The sequence below is a fragment of the Hwanghaeella grinnelliae genome (assembly GCF_004005845.1).
In the GTDB taxonomy this organism is placed as follows: Bacteria; Pseudomonadota; Alphaproteobacteria; order UBA8366; family Aestuariispiraceae; genus Hwanghaeella; species Hwanghaeella grinnelliae.
This window is the reverse complement of sequence record NZ_SADE01000001.1, coordinates 1,799,372-1,815,058: the sequence shown is the minus strand read 5'-3', so window position 1 is coordinate 1,815,058 and position 15,687 is coordinate 1,799,372. Positions and strand designations below refer to the sequence as shown.

Here is a 15,687-nt window from a genome sequence, read left to right as displayed (position 1 = left end):
AGGCGGAAAGCCCCCTTATCAAGGATACCGTCAAACGGTAACCGAAGGCGGGCCGACAGGTCCGATATATCATTATGTCCCTGGACAAACGGCTGCATGCCTATCGCGACGACCTTGCCGAAAGCGCGCTTGAAGGACAGGTAGCGGCAAGACGATACACGACGGGCGAAGAAGGCCGCATCGTAACCGCTGTCGCTCCCCTGCGCCGTCAACCGCGACCGGGCGCGCCGCTCGACACGGAATTGCTGTTCGGGGAAGACGTGACCGTCCTGGACCGGACCGATGGCTGGGCATGGATCAAGAGCAAACGCGACGACTATGTGGGCTACATCCCGACAGGGTCTGTCGGCCCGGTCGGACCGCCAGCCACCCATCGCATGGCCGCCCTGCGCGGGTTCGTCTTTCCGCGCCCGGATCTGAAAGCCCCACCGGTCATGACGATCCATTTGGGATCGCGCCTTACCGTGACCGGTGAGAGTGGCCGATACTCGGAACTCGCCGGTGGCGGCTATGTCTATTCCGACTATCTGCGCCCCATCGATACACTTGAAGACGACCCCATCGCCGTCGCGCTGAAGTTCATGAATGCGCCGTACCTTTGGGGCGGGCGCAGCAGCCTGGGGCTGGATTGCAGCGCATTGGTACAGTTGTCCTGGCAGGCCTGCGGCATTGAATGCCCCCGCGACACCGATATGCAATTCGACCGGTTCGGTACCTTGATCAACTATGACGGCGACGAGAACAGCCTGCGTCGAGGCGATCTTGTCTTCTGGAAAGGTCATATCGGGATCTGGATCGACCAGGACCGCTTTCTTCATTCCAATGCCAGCGACATGATGGTTGCAATGGCGCCGCTTGCTTTCACTGCCGATCGCATCGCGTCGAAGGGCGAAGGCCCGATAACGGGCATCCGACGCCCACCGATGCCCACCAAGACCGATACCTGAAACCTTCCTAGCCTGACACTTTCCCGGATATGGCCAAATCAGTGAACCAAAACACCAAGAAAGCACCGCGCGCCTGGCAACGTATGTTGAGCGGAAGGCGGCTTGATCTGCTCGACCCGTCGCCGCTGGATGTCGAGATCGAGGACATCGCCCATGGGCTTGCCCGTGTCGCGCGTTGGAACGGGCAGACGACTGGGGACTGGGCATTCTCGGTCGCCCAGCACTCCCTGCTTGTCGAAGCGCTGGTGCGGATCATCAAACCGGAAACGTCTGAACGCGACCTGCTCGCCGCCCTGCTCCATGACGCGCCGGAATATGTCGTTGGCGATATGATCAGTCCGTTCAAGGCCGTCATCGGCGATGATTACAAGCTTGTTGAAAAGCGTTTAATGACAGCGATCCATCTACGCTTTGGTTTGCCGGCGGAAACCACCGATCAGCTATCGAAGCTTATCAAAAAGGCAGATCATGCCTCGGCCTATATCGAAGCGACCGGGGTCGCCGGATTTTCGAAGACCGAAGCTCGTAAGTTTTTCGGCGCACCACCTGCCGGTTTTGAGCGCTTCGATCCGACACCGCTTTCGACCGACGAAGCAAAGCAGAAATTCCTTCAAAGGTTCGAGGAACTGCAAGCGGCCCTGTGACCGCGCATCATCGGCTTGTGGTGGGCGCGCCCTATGCACTACCATGGCCTAGGTCCCATTCGGGACTATTTCAGGGGATTTATGCGACGGGGCGCGGTATGAGCATGGCGGAAAAAACCAAGGTCATTCGGCTCAAGGAGGTCAAACCCTCCGAGACACGCGCGAACGGCCGGCCCAGTAAGGCCCAAGTCGCCTATCTTCAGCGCGGTCTGGAACAACCGGGTGGCAAACTACCCCTCTTCGATTTGCAGGGCCAACGTATCAGCGAGCGCACGGTGCGCACCTGTATCGAGCAAGGATGGGCCGAACCCTGGTTCAACAATCCGCTGAAACCTGATTGGCTGGTCTGCAAACTGACAGAGTCGGGCCGTCAATTGCTTCGAAGCTGACCTTTAAGCGGATTACGCCTGTTGCCTGCCTGAATTTGCGCGCTCCTCGGCGCGGATGCGCCAAGCCAATATGGCCAAGTTGGCCAGACCGAAGACGACAGCCAGCCGCCACTCACTGAAAGCAAGCGGAAGCACAATGATTTCCAGCGTCACCACCAGATAATTCGGATGCCGCACGAAGCGGAACGGACCGCCGGTTATCAGCGGCGCATCCGGCACGGTGATGATCCGTGTCGTCCAATACTTGCCGAGCGTCTTCAAAACCCAGACGCGGCCAGCCTGCAACACCAGGAAAAACACGACCCAGTAGTAGTTTATCGGCGGCCCTTGAAGTGCGACCCAAAGCATCGCAACAAGCCATGCGGTGTGCAGCAGAACGATTATGGGATAGTGCCCTGCCCCATGTTCGACCGCCCCCTCCGCCATCAGGACCGCGGTGTTACGGCGGGCGATGCGAAGTTCCATCAACCGCTGAAGAATAACCAGAACAACGATTGCGACAGCGGCAACCATATCAACCCAAATCCACTAAACCGAAACCGGCGGTGAACCCTGGCCCCAGCGCCAACATCGCGTGCAGCCCCGTATCCCCCGCCCCGATCGCCCGGTTCAAAACGCAAAGCGCCGTAACCGCCGACATGTTTCCTTGATCCTTCAGAACGGCGCGGGAATGGCGCAGCACGTCCGGCGCCAAATCGAGGGCGCCCTCATACGCTTCCAGCACCTTCCGCCCGCCCGGATGCGCGACGATCCCCGCGAGCGCGCTCAAGTCGGTGTCCAAACTTTCCAGGAACCGCTCCATCGCCGGCCGAACGTCCTGCCGCACCAGGGACGGAATATCGCGGGAGAAGATTACCCCCAATCCGTCGTCCTCAACCCGCCATCCCATAATGTCCAAACTGTTGGGCCAAGTATGCTCGGCACTGCCCAAGTAACGCGCGGGTGCGCCGGCTTCCTCGCCGCTGCGCAGCACAATCGCCGCTGCCCCATCGCCGAACAAAGCGCTGGCGATAATGTTCGCCTTGGTCAATTCCTGTGGACGGAAGGTCAACGCACAAAGCTCCACCACCAACAGCAGGACCGTTTGGCCGGGCCGCGTCCTAGCCATGTCGGCCGCTCGGGCTAACCCGGTGACGCCGCCAACACAGCCCAGACCGAAGATCGGCAGTCGATTGATGTCGGACCGGAAACCCAGGCTGTTCAGCAAATGCGCATCCAGGCTGGGTGTCGCAATGCCGGTGGTGCTGACGGCCACAACCGTATCCACATCCTGCGCCGTCAGTCCCGCTTGCGACAGTGCTTCGGTCGCGGCCGCCTCCAGCAAGGCCAGGGCATTCTCCTGAAACAATGCGGCGCGTTCGGGCCAACCATGCGGTTCGTTGTACCATTCGATGGGGACGCAGGAGCTGCGGGTTTCAACGCCCGCATTGCCATAGGCCTCTTCCAATCGCGCGAACATCTCGGGCCGCCCAGCGAAGACATCGCGGCAAAGCCCGACAACCTCCGCCTGACGCAGTCGATGCGGCGGGAAGGCTTCGGCAACGGATAAAATAGAGACAGGTTCGGTCAACCGCCCGTCCTTTCAAGTTGTGTAAGAGGTAAACGACCGCTCAACGCGGCGGTTGAGCCAGCCAGTCGATGGCGATTTGAACCCCGCCTGAACCGATTGGAACGTCCAAACGCTTCAAGGCCGCTTCCACCGCGGCGAGACAGCCCAGTATCATCGGTTCGTTCATGTCGCCCATATGACCGATCCGGAATGCCTTGCCGATCAGCTTGCCAAGGCCTCCGCCGACCGCAACGCTGAAATTGTCCCTACACATCGCGCGCATGGTATCCGTATCGACCCCGGGCGGCAGAAGAATTGTCGTAACCGCGTTGGACCGCTCGTCTGGATTAACCGCGTTGAACTGCAGCGCGCCGCCTTCGCACCATCGCCCGACGCACAAGCGCACCGCTTCGGACAGCCGTTCGTGGCGGCGGAATGCCCCTTCCAGGGTTTCTTCCTGAAGCATATTCAAGGCTTCACGCATCGCGAAAATCGTATGTTCCGGCGCTGTTCCGCAGAACTTACGGTAATGTTCCTTTGCCCGCCGGGCGGTCCAATCCCAATATCGTTTGGGCAATGAAGACGTGGCATGTGCTTCCAGCGCCCTGGCACCGGCCGCGACCAAGGCGACGCCAGGCGGACACATCAGTCCTTTTTGGCTCGCACCGATGACCACATCGATTTTCCACGCGTCCATTTCCAGTTCGGTCGTCGCCAAGGACGCAATCGCATCGACCATGAACAGCGCCGGATGCCCGGCCGCATCGATCGCCGCGCGCAGGGCACGGATATCGCTGGTCACGCCAGTCGCGGTGTCCGTATGGACCATCAGCACCGCTTTGATCGCGTGATCCGCGTCTGCACGAAGTGCCTGTTCGACGGCCGCCGGGTCGATAGCCCGGCGCCAATCGCTGGCGACGGTCTTTACCTTCAGGCCCAAGGATTCGGCGGTTTCGCCCCAACCGGTTGAGAAATGGCCCGTTTCGGGCACCAGGATCGTATCACCAGCCGACAAGGTGTTGACCATCGCGGCTTCCCAGGCGGCATGACCGTTGGCGGCATAGATGAAGACGTCGCCTTCCGTCCGGAACAACCATTTCAGGTCGCGGAAACACGACATCGCAATGTCAATGAATTCAGGGCCCGAAAAGTCGACTGCCGGCCGGTGCATCGCGTTCAGGATGCGGCCGGGTATGTTCGTCGGACCGGGAACATTCAGGAACTCCCGTCCCCGTCTTACAGGGGTCACTTCGTTCGCGGCCGTCGCGACAGGGGCGCGTTGAACACTCATGGTCTTGCCTTTGCGATTGGGAAATACTCACCACAGATGAGATCAGGGTTAAACCAGGGTTTCCCACCTGTCCACGGCCATTGCCCCACATCCGAAACAAACGGCCGTGAGGCATCCAGGGTCACTTGTTGATCTGGGATCCGCGCCGTTCCAGGTCCTTGATCCAGTCCAGGCCGGGCAGGACCTCGCTGCGGGTAAATTCCAGACGTTGCTGTGGGCCGCCCGCACCGGAATTCCTGAACTTCTTCTTCCAGTGTTCCATCTTCAGGGTAAGGCCGCAAAGCACGCCACCGACCGTGCGGTGATGCGCCGTAATCAACTCGCGCACCTCATGAAATCGCTCGGCGTTGATATCCGTCCAAAAGTCGTTCGTCTTTCGGTCGAAGCTTTCAAAACGCCCGGTAATCGATCCGGTGATATCCGTCAGATCCGCTTCAATCTTGGCCAACATGTTATCCTGAGCACGATCCTGCTTGACCACGAAACTCTCGCGTAACTCAGCCATCCATTCGAGGTACTGGTGAATCGTCGGCACCGTCTTGTCCAGGATATCCCGGAAAAAGGCGAGCGACAGGAAGATATCGCCGTAGTCTTCCAGGAACTTCGGAATATCCATCAACTCGATACCCAAACTGTCCGCCATCTTACGCAAATTCGCCAAAGCCGTTTTTGGATCTGGGTCCTTGAACATCCCCAGTATGCCCTGCAGATCGTCCACGGATTGCGCCTCGGCGCCATAGACATGGCCGATCAAGGGGTGGGTAAAGGTCTTCATCCGTTCGGTCAGTTCTTCGCGCTTCGCTTCCGATAGACGCAGGGCTTCGTGATCATCGATCGGAATATTCAGTTCCCTCAGCGTTATTCGGGTTGAATACACATCGAAACTAGGAACATCGTCGAATTTCTTGAGCAGAATGAGATCCGCCTTGAAGTCATCACCGCCTTGCGGAAAGAACCCCGGCAATTCCTCGGTCAGGACCTGTCCGCTGCCCGCCGTATCGTCGTGGAACAGTTCGACCATGGTTTGCAGCTGATTGTTCTTCACCAACCGCGCCCGTTTCAAAGCGGGCATCCGCAGCGGCAGGATTTCCATGCCCAGCAAATGCAGACTATCCTTGACCAAGGCCGCCTCTTTCCCTCCCGCTTTTCCGGTCGCTTCGGCGGCTGCACTGTTCGGCATGGCGCTTACCATTACTTCGATTGATGTTGCTACGGTCCTAGGCACCAAATATGGCGTTCCTCACCGTGTAAGACCATCCCCAATGACAGCAGACGACTTGCCTTGACGGTCCCGCAGCCTGTACTACGTCGCTTCCCCGGATCAGCAGAACCCGGCGGTTGGAGAATGAGATGAAACCCGTGCATGTCATTGGCGGTGGTTTGGCAGGATCAGAAGCGGCCTGGCAATTGGCCTCGGCCGGTATTCCCGTCGTGCTGCATGAAATGCGCCCAGTGCGAAAAACCGATGCACATGAAACCGACGGGTTCGCGGAACTCGTCTGTTCCAACTCCTTCCGGTCCGATGATGCCGAATACAACGCGGTTGGCCTGTTGCATGAAGAGATGCGCCGCTGCGGATCGCTGATCCTGAAAAGCGGTGACGATGCCCGGCTGCCCGCCGGCGGCGCATTGGCGGTGGACCGCCACCAGTTCAGCGACAAAGTCTCCGCCGCGTTGAACGAGCATCCGTTGATCACGATCGAACGTGGCGAGGTCGATGCCCTGCCGCCTGAAGATTGGGACAGCGTAATCATCGCGACTGGACCGCTGACATCCCCCGCCTTGAGCGAAGTGATCCGGGGCCTGGGCGGCGAAGAGGAACTGTCCTTCTTCGATGCCATTGCTCCCATCATCCACAAGGACAGTATCGATTTCGATACGGTGTGGTTCCAGTCCCGCTACGACAAGGGCGAAGGCAAGGACTACATCAACTGTCCGATGACCGAAGACCAGTACAACGCCTTTCTGGACGCCTTAATTGATGGCGAGAAGACCGAGTTCCACGAATGGGAGAAGGAAACGCCCTATTTCGAGGGCTGCCTGCCGATCGAAGTCATGGCGGAACGGGGCCGGGAAACCCTGCGCTTCGGACCGATGAAGCCCGTCGGCCTGACCAATGCCCATGACGGGTCCCGCCCCCACGCGGTCGTCCAACTGCGGCAGGACAATGCGCTGGGCACGTTGTGGAACATGGTCGGCTTCCAGACCAAGCTGAAATATGGCGCCCAGGGCGATGTGTTCCGCATGATACCGGGATTGGAAAAGGCGGAATTCGCGCGCCTCGGCGGCATACATCGGAACACCTTCATCAATTCACCCCGCTTGCTGGATGCGGCCCTGCGGCTGAAGGCCCTGCCGCGCCTGCGCTTTGCCGGGCAGGTAACGGGTGTGGAAGGCTATGTGGAAAGCGCCGCTATCGGCTTGCTGGCGGGCCGTTTCGCCGCCGCGGACCGTCTTGGTCAGACAATCGTGCCCCCACCGGAGACGACCGCCTTGGGTGCGTTGCTCCACCATATCACCGGTGGCGCGGAAGCGGAAACCTTCCAGCCGATGAACGTCAATTTCGGCCTGTTTCCACCGCCGGAACCACCAGCCGGCAAGAAGAAAATCAAGGGCCGCGATCGCAAACTTGCCATGTCACAGCGGGCGCTGGCCGCGCTGGACCTATGGCTGGCGCAAGCTCGTTTGGCCGCTTAACGGCTAAGCCATGAAATGCAAAAGGCCGGCGAAGACGCCGGCCTTTTACGCGAATACTATCCGCTGTCGGTTTAACCGATACCTTCCAGGATCTGCAGGATCGAGGATTGCTGGCCGCCGGAAATGCCCAGCGTTTGGGTGCCGAGCTGCGTGCGCGTGCGGGCCGCGACCAGATTGGCCGCTTCCTCATTCAAATCGGCCAAAGTCAGATTGTCCGCGCCGGCCTGAAGCTCGTTCGCGACATTCTGGTTGAAGCTGGCGCGTTCCTGCAGGATCGCGACATTGGAGCCGAAAGACTGGGCCTGCCCGCGCAGGCTGTCGATGCTGCTGCGGATATTGCCGATAAGGGCATCGACTTCTTCCGGATTGCTCAGGAAGCTTGCGAAACTACCGCCGGTGACGCCCAACTGGTCAATCTGGATTTCGCCATCGACGAAGGATCCGGCTTCGAACCCGCCGCCGTTCAGAACGTCTACGCCCTGGACATTGAGTTCCGAGCCTTCATTGTCGCTGAATTGAACATTGAGCTGATTGTTCGTCGATGTCAGCAGATTAACCCCCCCGAAAGAGGCATCGCCCGCCACATTGGCGATCTGCCGCCCAATTTGCTGAAACTGCTGCTCCAATTGGGACAATTGGTTCGGGTCCGTCGTGGAACGGGCCGCCTCTGCAATGCCCTCAAGCTGGCGTGAAAACTGTTCGATCGTGTCGATCGCGCCGTTCGTCACCCGAAGGGAACTGATCCCCTGGTCGATCTCTTCACGCCGCTGGGCGAAGGCTGCCCCTTCCTGGGACAGTTGCTGGGCAATGAAGAACGCGACCGGGTCGTCGTTCACGTTGTTCACGCGACGGCCGGTTGTCAGGTTTTGCGAGGAACGGTCCGCGACACTATTCGTGCGCTGCAATGCAGTTAAAGAGGCGCGTTGCGCCTCTGTTAGAGATACGTCAGACATTCTTCTCTCCTATTGGGTTCTCCCAATCTCTCACGGTCTGACTATCACAAAGAATCGCTTAAGTACACTGAATCAATTTAGTTAAAATACTATTGGTTGTAAATTTTAACAAGTGATTCAACGGCAATTCGCAACTGCATACGAAGTTACCTCACCCATTCAATATCGCCCTCGCAACGATCGTATCATCAAAGACCAACCGCGCAGGACCGGCGGGGCGGCCAGCCGAACATCAAAAACATCAAAATTTACCTTACGAAGCTGTTTGAGATGACTGTCGGCAATCACCCCAATAGACAAGGCACCATAGATGGACCCAACCGGCATTCCCCTTGTGGAAACACGACGGGCGTCGGCGAGCAAGGCGCATGCTTGGGCGCAGACCTCTTCAACGGCCAAGGCAATCCCCGGAACATTCCGCCCTTCCGACAGGTCCGATGCGGCGACACCATGACTTGCTGCAAGCTCGCGCGGCAACATGCCCCGCCGGGCCCGCATATGAAACGGCAAGGCACGCATCAACCCCACCATCGCCCAAGCCGTCCCGATCTTGCGGGCGGCCTGACGCAAATCGCCGGAAGCCCCGTCTTGCCCTGCCAGACAGAGTTCCAGGGCCAATTCGGTCAAGCGACCCGAAGTCAGATCCGCATAACGTTCCAAATCGACAACAGTGCCGGGCGGATGAAAGTCCAAATCCTGTTCCCGCCCCTCAATCAGTGCCTCAAATAAGGAGCGTGTCGGATCAACATCCTGAATAACGTCCGCCAGCGCGGTTACGACAGCATGGCGGCGCGGTGTTCCCGCGTAGCATTCCTCAATCGCTTCTCGCCACCATTGCAGCCGGATCTGGCCCAACATCGGTTCGGAAACCACGCCGGCCGTTTTGGAAATCTCATGGTTGAAGGCATACAGAGCGAATAAGGCTTCGCGCCGATCCGGCGGTGCGGTCATGGCGGATAGGAAGCGCTCCCGATCTTCCCGGTACACCATTTCCCCGCAATAAGAGAGGTTTTTGCCCATATCCTGTTCGGCGCCCACGGATCGCCCCCATCAGACCTGGATATTCGCGGCCGTCAGGGCGGCGCGGCGCAGTTCTTCGCGCTGTTTAGGGTCACGCTCCAAGGCAAATCCGGGATCGTCCGACAACCTGTCGTGCAAGGCGCCATATACAGACATTAGGGCCGAAAACGCCGCGCGCTCCCGAAGGCCGAGCAAGGGCAACAGTCTGTCGCGCCATGCTTCCCCGCGGCGCCGATAGTCCGCTGCCCGGTCCACCAAGTCAGAAACCAGGCCGTATAGTCGCCGATCCGTCCCTTCCTTTGCCGCCACGGACAACTCGGTCCGGGTCAGGTCATGAGATTGCAGAATGTCCTCCGGTATCGTCAACAACGCCGGACCTGCTGCCGCATCCTTCAAAATGTCCCGGGCGATATGCACGAGGTAACAGAAAATCGCCATATCCCGGACGCAATCGGGCGCAGCTGCCGGAAGTTTGCGGCCTGCCTGAGGGGCGTCTTCCAGATCCGCTGCGACGACATAGAGGAAAATACTCGCGGGAGCGACCGTTGCGCCCTCGCAATAATCAACGAAATCGTCCCAGCTGCGAAACGGCACTTCATCGATATCGCGATGCATCGACCTTGCAAGATGCCGCCACGGACCGGGGCCGATATCTGCCCCCGCGAAGCAATCACTCACCGCACGAACAATCCGCGGGTCGGGCAAGCCGCCACTTCCGCCCGCCCTAACCTCACCCGCCACGGCGGCTTCCATCGACGACAGCCATCCCGACACCCGGTCATGGGCGCCAGCTCGACGTTGCGCGCGCTCTTCAACGGGCAGGACGAGAAACTCGTCATCGACATAGTCGTCCACAACCCGCATGGAAGCATAGGCGGATGCGAACATCGATCGGCGTCGCGCAGGTAAGCCACGCCCGACGAACCATAGATTCGACTTCCCGCGCCGCGTAACGTCGAGGCAATGATCCAAATCCGATTTTGTCGGCATACCCATCCAGCGCCCCTTCATCCGTTCCGCAGAAAACGCGATCACAGCGGCCAGGGCAACGTCGATATTCCGGTCACCGGCACAATTGACACCGAAATTCCTGACGTCACGGAAAAACACGACTCCATAGGTAGGTTATTCGGCTTTGTCCCCTTGCAATCCGGCGGGCTGAACCAATACTTTGTGGCGCCGGCCATGATCGCTTATTCGCGACATTCGAAATTGGCCACAACGAACAAACACGGCAAACCAACAAATACCAAGCAGAAGAGGACGGGTCACAATGGCATTCGAACTTCCCGCCCTGCCTTACGCGCAGGACGCTCTTGAGCCGCATATCTCCGCGAATACGCTGAGTTTCCATTACGGCAAACACCACAACACCTACGTAACCAATCTGAACAATCTGGTGAAAGACACGGATCTGGCCGGGAAGAGCCTGGAAGAAATCGTGAAGGCCGTTGCCGGTGACGCCTCAAAGGCGGGCATCTTCAACAACGCCGCGCAGGTCTGGAACCATACTTTCTATTGGCATTCCATGACCCCGAACGGTGGCGGAGCGCCGACCGGCGCCATTGCCGCGAAGATCGATGAAGATCTCGGCGGCTACGACAAGTTCGTCGAAGAATTCAAGGCGGCTGCCACCACGCAGTTCGGCAGTGGCTGGGCTTGGCTCGTCCTGGACGGCGGCAAGTTGAAGGTCACCAAGACCGCCAACGCCGACAGCCCCATCGCGCACGGCCAAACGCCGCTGCTGACGATCGACGTATGGGAACACGCCTACTACCTGGACTACCAGAACCGTCGCCCCGATTATATCGCGACGTTCCTGGACAGCCTGGTCAACTGGGACTTCGCGAACCAGAATCTGGCCGGCTAATCCAAGTACCACCGGTTTACGAGAAACGCCCCGCCTGTGCGGGGCGTTTTTCTTTGGGTGATTACTCGGCCACGTCTTGGTTCATTGGCAAAACGAAACATAAAAAACTGCATGTGCAGGTGCATTCCCTTGCCGATATTTGGTGATTTCTTGGAATCGGACCAAGGCGACTCAAACCCGCAATACAATTCTTTTTTGAGCTTCCCACCGATTCCCGAACCCGCAGTTTTCCGCCATGGATTCAACTAATGATTCCTACCAACGGGTGAATACTCGTACGTTAACACCCGTTACTTTATGTATTCGAAGTAATAAAAAAGCATAAATAAACTAATTATCTATTGCGTTCGTTTGAGTTCTTGATTCTACTACCTAATCATTATGGCAGGTTTCTGTCTAAGTGCAGTAGTGATTCGCAGAGAGGCACGATGCAACTAGACGTTGAGGGGGAAGGGCGCAGAACGCGTCTGATTGGGTATGGAGAGAACTCCTAATACGGACCCTATGTCCGTTTCACTAGCCGCCTTCGTGCTGGAAAATCATCCATCGCTTAGGGCGGCCCTGGTCTCAGGACTTCGTTCGTCCGGTTTCAGTCGTGTGGATACGACTACGGACCGCACCGAGGCTCTGAGGGCAATGGAGACGTCACTCTACGATCTGGTGATGTTCGACACGTCCAAGGATTTGAAATCCATTGCCACGACCATCAGAAAGGCGCGGCAAAACCTTTCGGACCACGATCCATTCGGCTTTTACCTGATGACCGGCCCCGCCCCGACAGGAGCAGGTGTCGAAAGCATCGTCAGTGCCGGTTGCGATGCTTTCCTGGTTCGCCCCTTCAGCAGCGACTTAATGCAGAAGCGGTTAGACCGGCTGATCGACAACAACCGTCCCTTCGTCGTGACAACGCAATATATTGGCCCGGACCGCAGGAAGGCCGTACGGGAAGAAACCTTCACCCGGCGGGTCATGGTACCGAATACACTTAAGGCCAAGAAATCAGGGGACTTCGATCCGGTTGCGCACCGTGAAGCACTGGACCGCGCATTGTTAACCTTCAATACCTATCTGGTTGAGCGGCAGGCATACCTGATCGAATTGCTTGAGGAAGGCGGCGCGGCCGGCATAGAGGACGAATTGACCCGGTCGGAGAGTGACATCCTGACGACGGTGCAGAAACTCGCCGGCAGTCTTGAGACGGCCGGGCAGAAACGACTTCAGCCCCTGGTTACGGCGATTTCCGAAACGGCGGCGCAACGCATTCAGCGAAACGAACATCTAGGCGCGAAATCCGCCCGGGAATTACAAAAACTTTGCGTGAATCTGGCCAACTTCGTCAGCGGCATCGACTATCCGTAAGTAAATAGCCGTCGTGCACCAAAGCATGGCTAAACCGGCATCATAGCGGCGGCGACGCGCCTGCCCTCGGCCAACAGAATGTTGTATGTACGGCAGGCCGCACCGGTCTCCATGGCGTCAGGTGTCAGCCCGATCGATTGTTTGATCGACGCCTTTAGCGACGGCCTGACGAACTCGGTCTTCGCCCCCGTCCCCAGCAACAGAACCTCGATAGCTGGATTAGCCGCCGAAATAGCGCCAAGGGTGGCGGGATCCAGAGCGGAAAAGACGTCGTCACTCTCCGCGACATCCCAGCTTAGAACCGCATTCGGAAAGACCAAAACCGGCCCGGTATAGGTTATACCGGCAATCTGGAACCGACCCGGTCCATACGAATCGATGACCTGCCTGTCTTCGGGAATGAGCGGCGTGATATCCAATAGTTGGCGTCAGCCCGCTTCGGGCGCTGTCCCCTTCGATGTGGCGTCTTCCCCAGTGGGGGCTTCATCCTCATCCCCCCGGCGCGGACGCATATACAGCAACAGCGGCACGGCAATGGCGATTGAAGAATAGGTCCCAATAACGATGCCCCAGATCATCGCGATAACGAAATCGCGGATCACTTCTCCACCGAAAAACAACAGGGCGAGCAAGGCAAGCAGGGTGGTGAAACTGGTCATCACCGTCCGCGACAGCGTCTTGTTGATCGCCAGGTTGAACAATTCCTCGAACGGAAGCTTTTTGAACCGGCGCAGCTTGTCACGCACCCGGTCATAGACGACCACGGTATCGTTGATCGAATAACCCGCAATGGTCAGGATCGCCGCGACCGTCGACAGGTTGAATTCCAATTGGAACAACGCGAACAACCCGATGGTCGCGATAACGTCGTGGGACAGCGCGATGACGGCCCCTACCCCATACTGCCATTCGAACCGGAACCAGATATAGACCAGGATGGCGCCGATGGCGGCCAAAACCGCGATCAATGCGGCTTCCTGAAGTTCCGCGCCAACCGTCGGGCCGACCACTTCATTGCGCCGGTATTCGACGACCCGGTCGCCCAGGGTTTCGGTGATCGTCTTGATCGCTGCCTGCTGCGCTTCATCACCGCCCGGCTGGCGTTGGACACGGATGAGCAGAACGTCCGGTTCACCGAACTCCTGAATGCCCACGTCACCAAGCCCCAAACTGCCCAGATCGGACCGGAAAGTCCCGATATCCGCCGGCCCCTCGGTCTTCACTTCCAGCATGATGCCGCCGAGAAAGTCGATGCCCAGGTTCAATCCGCGCACAGCGAAAAGGCCCAGAGAGACAACGACCAGAATAATGGAGAACCCGATCGCCAGCTTGTGGTAACCGATAAAATCGATCTTCGTGTTGTCGGGAACGATCTTCAAACGCATCGGACTGCCCTTTCCGGCAAGGTCTATATCGTCAATGTGGCGGGCCGCTTGGACCGCAACCAGCTAACGACGAAGAAACGGGTAACCATGATCGCCGTGAACATCGACGTAACGATCCCGATCGACAGTGTTACCGCAAAGCCCTTGATCGGTCCGGACCCGAAGGCGAACAGCAGCACGGCGGCAATCAAAGTCGTCAAATTGGAGTCGATGATGGTGGTCAAAGCCCGTCTATAGCCGGCATCGACGGCGGAGAAGGGAGAACGCCCGCCTGCCAATTCCTCACGTATCCGCTCGAAGATCAGCACATTGGCGTCGACCGCCATCCCGATCGTCAGGACGATCCCGGCGATCCCCGGAAGGGTTAGAGTAGCCTGCAAACCGGAGAGGATCGCTATGATCAAGCCGATATTGAAGATCAATGCGACGTCGACCATCAAGCCGAACAGGCCGTAACTCATGACCATGAAGGCCATGACGGCGATCAGACCGATGATGCTCGCAATCTTACCGGCATCGACGGAATCCTGCCCAAGGCCCGGCCCGATGGCCCGTTGCTCAAGAACGGAAATCGGCGCCGGCAAAGCGCCGGCCCGCAACAGCAGGGCCAGGTCGTTGACCTGCTGAACCGTGAAACTGCCGCTGATAATGCCGCTGCCGCCCAGGATCGGTTCGCGGATCACCGGTGCGCTGATGACTTTTCCGTCGAGGACGATGGCAAGATACCGGCCCGCATTTTCCTGCGTCACATCGCCGAACTGCCGCCCACCAAGCGTGTCGAAGCGGAAGGAAACGACCGGTTGGTTGTTCTGAAAGCTGGGCTGGGCATCAACGAGGCGTTCGCCGCTGACGCGGACGCGCCGTTCGACCAAGAACTGCGGACCGTCTTCTTCGTTGGACGGCAGGATCATCGTGCCGGGAGGTGCGCTCGCCGGCACTTGCCCGGGGGCAGCGCGCTCATCCAGCAGATGGAAGGTCATCTGGGCCGTCTGACCGATGATGTCGATCAATGCACCCGGGTCATCGAACCCCGGAACCTGCACCAGAATCCGATCTTCACCCTGGCGCTGGATGATCGGTTCCCTCGTTCCCATCTCGTCAATACGCCGCCGAATGATCTCAACCGATTGTTCGACCGCGTGGACCCTTGCCGCGGCCATCGTCGCTTCGTCAAACGTGACGGAAAAACGGCCGTCTTCCAGGCGCGAAACGCGGAGCGTCCGGTCGATATCGCGGGTTTTCGTTTCCGCGAGATCTGCCTGGGTCTGGTCACGAAGGGCAAAGACCACCGAGCTACCCTCAACGCCGAGACCGGTATATCCGATACGCTCGGCCCGCAGCATCCGGCGAATGCCATCGACGGTCGATTCCAGACGCTCCTTTACGACAGCATCCGTCTCGACTTCCATAAGAAGATGCGACCCGCCCTGCAGGTCGAGGCCGAGGCTCAACGTTTTGCCGGGCGCAAAGGCCGGCAAGCCGTCAAACGTGCCTTCGGGGAAGAAATTCGGGGCGGCGTACAGGACACCCATGGCACAAATGATGCCGATGAGAGCCTTTTTCCATAGTGGGAACTGGAGCAT

16 protein-coding genes are annotated in these 15,687 nt (G+C 58.6%); 6 read left to right on the top strand and 10 right to left on the bottom strand.

What is annotated here, in order from left to right; all coding sequences use genetic code 11:
* Nucleotides 1-74: 74 nt before the first annotated feature.
* The 3 genes from EOI86_RS08435 (at nt 75) to EOI86_RS08425 (ending at nt 1,980) form a co-directional block, all read left to right on the top strand.
* Nucleotides 75-947: a C40 family peptidase gene (locus EOI86_RS08435; protein ID WP_127764626.1), complete on the top strand. Its 873-nt coding sequence runs from the start codon at nt 75-77 to the stop codon at nt 945-947.
* A gap of 41 nt (nt 948-988) precedes the next feature.
* Nucleotides 989-1,591 (top strand): YfbR-like 5'-deoxynucleotidase, encoded by a 603-nt coding sequence (locus tag EOI86_RS08430; RefSeq protein WP_240035596.1) that lies wholly within the window; start codon nt 989-991, stop codon nt 1,589-1,591.
* Between the two features lie 98 nt (nt 1,592-1,689).
* Complete coding sequence (locus EOI86_RS08425) at nt 1,690-1,980, top strand: hypothetical protein (protein ID WP_338033040.1); 291 nt, start codon at nt 1,690-1,692, stop codon at nt 1,978-1,980.
* A 12-nt stretch (nt 1,981-1,992) separates the two neighbouring features.
* Here the strand turns inward: EOI86_RS08425 and EOI86_RS08420 are convergent, their stop codons facing one another.
* The 4 genes from EOI86_RS08420 to EOI86_RS08405 all read right to left on the bottom strand — a co-directional run bounded on the left by EOI86_RS08420 (nt 1,993) and on the right by EOI86_RS08405 (nt 6,000).
* On the bottom strand, nt 1,993-2,493 hold the full coding sequence (locus tag EOI86_RS08420) for an isoprenylcysteine carboxyl methyltransferase family protein (RefSeq protein WP_127764624.1): 501 nt from the start codon (nt 2,491-2,493) through the stop codon (nt 1,993-1,995).
* A 1-nt stretch (nt 2,494) separates the two neighbouring features.
* Entirely contained in the window at nt 2,495-3,550 is a 1,056-nt protein-coding gene (locus EOI86_RS08415) for a type III polyketide synthase (protein WP_127764623.1), read from the bottom strand.
* 40 nt (nt 3,551-3,590) lie between these two features.
* A complete protein-coding gene (locus EOI86_RS08410) occupies nt 3,591-4,820 on the bottom strand; it encodes a pyridoxal-phosphate-dependent aminotransferase family protein (RefSeq protein WP_127764622.1) in 1,230 nt (409 codons plus the stop codon).
* Nucleotides 4,821-4,941: 121 nt separating this feature from the next.
* On the bottom strand, nt 4,942-6,000 hold the full coding sequence (locus EOI86_RS08405; RefSeq protein ID WP_240035595.1) for a hypothetical protein: 1,059 nt from the start codon (nt 5,998-6,000) through the stop codon (nt 4,942-4,944).
* A 170-nt stretch (nt 6,001-6,170) separates the two neighbouring features.
* Between EOI86_RS08405 and trmFO the strand changes: the two genes are divergently transcribed.
* Entirely contained in the window at nt 6,171-7,517 is a 1,347-nt protein-coding gene (trmFO, locus tag EOI86_RS08400; RefSeq protein ID WP_127764621.1) for a methylenetetrahydrofolate--tRNA-(uracil(54)-C(5))-methyltransferase (FADH(2)-oxidizing) TrmFO, read from the top strand.
* Nucleotides 7,518-7,588: 71 nt separating this feature from the next.
* Here trmFO and EOI86_RS08395 read toward each other — a convergent pair whose 3' ends face one another.
* From EOI86_RS08395 to EOI86_RS08385, 3 genes are all read right to left on the bottom strand, one after another.
* Nucleotides 7,589-8,470, bottom strand: coding sequence for a flagellin N-terminal helical domain-containing protein (locus tag EOI86_RS08395; RefSeq protein WP_127764620.1), 882 nt, complete (start codon nt 8,468-8,470; stop codon nt 7,589-7,591).
* A gap of 159 nt (nt 8,471-8,629) precedes the next feature.
* A complete protein-coding gene (locus EOI86_RS08390) occupies nt 8,630-9,508 on the bottom strand; it encodes a phytoene/squalene synthase family protein (protein ID WP_127764619.1) in 879 nt (292 codons plus the stop codon).
* A gap of 12 nt (nt 9,509-9,520) precedes the next feature.
* Nucleotides 9,521-10,600 carry a squalene/phytoene synthase family protein gene (locus tag EOI86_RS08385; protein ID WP_127764618.1) on the bottom strand — a complete coding sequence of 360 codons (1,080 nt, stop codon included), beginning with the start codon at nt 10,598-10,600 and terminating at the stop codon, nt 9,521-9,523.
* A 163-nt stretch (nt 10,601-10,763) separates the two neighbouring features.
* Here EOI86_RS08385 and EOI86_RS08380 point away from each other — a divergent pair, with 163 nt between their 5' ends.
* A complete protein-coding gene (locus EOI86_RS08380; protein ID WP_127764617.1) occupies nt 10,764-11,360 on the top strand; it encodes a superoxide dismutase in 597 nt (198 codons plus the stop codon).
* Nucleotides 11,361-11,957: 597 nt separating this feature from the next.
* On the top strand, nt 11,958-12,719 hold the full coding sequence (locus tag EOI86_RS08375; protein ID WP_161973749.1) for a DNA-binding transcriptional response regulator: 762 nt from the start codon (nt 11,958-11,960) through the stop codon (nt 12,717-12,719).
* Between the two features lie 29 nt (nt 12,720-12,748).
* Here the strand turns inward: EOI86_RS08375 and EOI86_RS08370 are convergent, their stop codons facing one another.
* Genes EOI86_RS08370 through secD form a run of 3 tightly spaced genes read right to left on the bottom strand, consistent with a single transcriptional unit; the run spans nt 12,749 to nt 15,687 of the window.
* On the bottom strand, nt 12,749-13,138 hold the full coding sequence (locus tag EOI86_RS08370; RefSeq protein WP_127764615.1) for an Mth938-like domain-containing protein: 390 nt from the start codon (nt 13,136-13,138) through the stop codon (nt 12,749-12,751).
* A 9-nt stretch (nt 13,139-13,147) separates the two neighbouring features.
* The gene (gene secF / locus EOI86_RS08365) at nt 13,148-14,104 is read right to left on the bottom strand and encodes a protein translocase subunit SecF (protein WP_127764614.1); all 957 of its coding nucleotides are present in this window, start codon (nt 14,102-14,104) and stop codon (nt 13,148-13,150) included.
* Nucleotides 14,105-14,127: 23 nt separating this feature from the next.
* Nucleotides 14,128-15,687, bottom strand: coding sequence for a protein translocase subunit SecD (secD, locus tag EOI86_RS08360; protein WP_127764613.1), 1,560 nt, complete (start codon nt 15,685-15,687; stop codon nt 14,128-14,130).

What these genes read in the sequence shown, in the direction of transcription:
- EOI86_RS08435 (WP_127764626.1), top strand. Translation starts at nt 75, where the DNA reads ATGTCCCTGGACAAACGGCTGCATGCCTATCGCGACGACCTTGCCGAA.
- EOI86_RS08425 (WP_338033040.1), top strand. Translation starts at nt 1,690, where the DNA reads ATGAGCATGGCGGAAAAAACCAAGGTCATTCGGCTCAAGGAGGTCAAA.
- EOI86_RS08420 (WP_127764624.1), bottom strand. Translation starts at nt 2,493, where the DNA reads ATGGTTGCCGCTGTCGCAATCGTTGTTCTGGTTATTCTTCAGCGGTTG.
- EOI86_RS08410 (WP_127764622.1), bottom strand. Translation starts at nt 4,820, where the DNA reads ATGAGTGTTCAACGCGCCCCTGTCGCGACGGCCGCGAACGAAGTGACC.
- EOI86_RS08405 (WP_240035595.1), bottom strand. Translation starts at nt 6,000, where the DNA reads ATGCCGAACAGTGCAGCCGCCGAAGCGACCGGAAAAGCGGGAGGGAAA.
- trmFO (WP_127764621.1), top strand. Translation starts at nt 6,171, where the DNA reads ATGAAACCCGTGCATGTCATTGGCGGTGGTTTGGCAGGATCAGAAGCG.
- EOI86_RS08395 (WP_127764620.1), bottom strand. Translation starts at nt 8,470, where the DNA reads ATGTCTGACGTATCTCTAACAGAGGCGCAACGCGCCTCTTTAACTGCA.
- EOI86_RS08380 (WP_127764617.1), top strand. Translation starts at nt 10,764, where the DNA reads ATGGCATTCGAACTTCCCGCCCTGCCTTACGCGCAGGACGCTCTTGAG.
- secF (WP_127764614.1), bottom strand. Translation starts at nt 14,104, where the DNA reads ATGCGTTTGAAGATCGTTCCCGACAACACGAAGATCGATTTTATCGGT.
- secD (WP_127764613.1), bottom strand. Translation starts at nt 15,687, where the DNA reads ATGCTCCAGTTCCCACTATGGAAAAAGGCTCTCATCGGCATCATTTGT.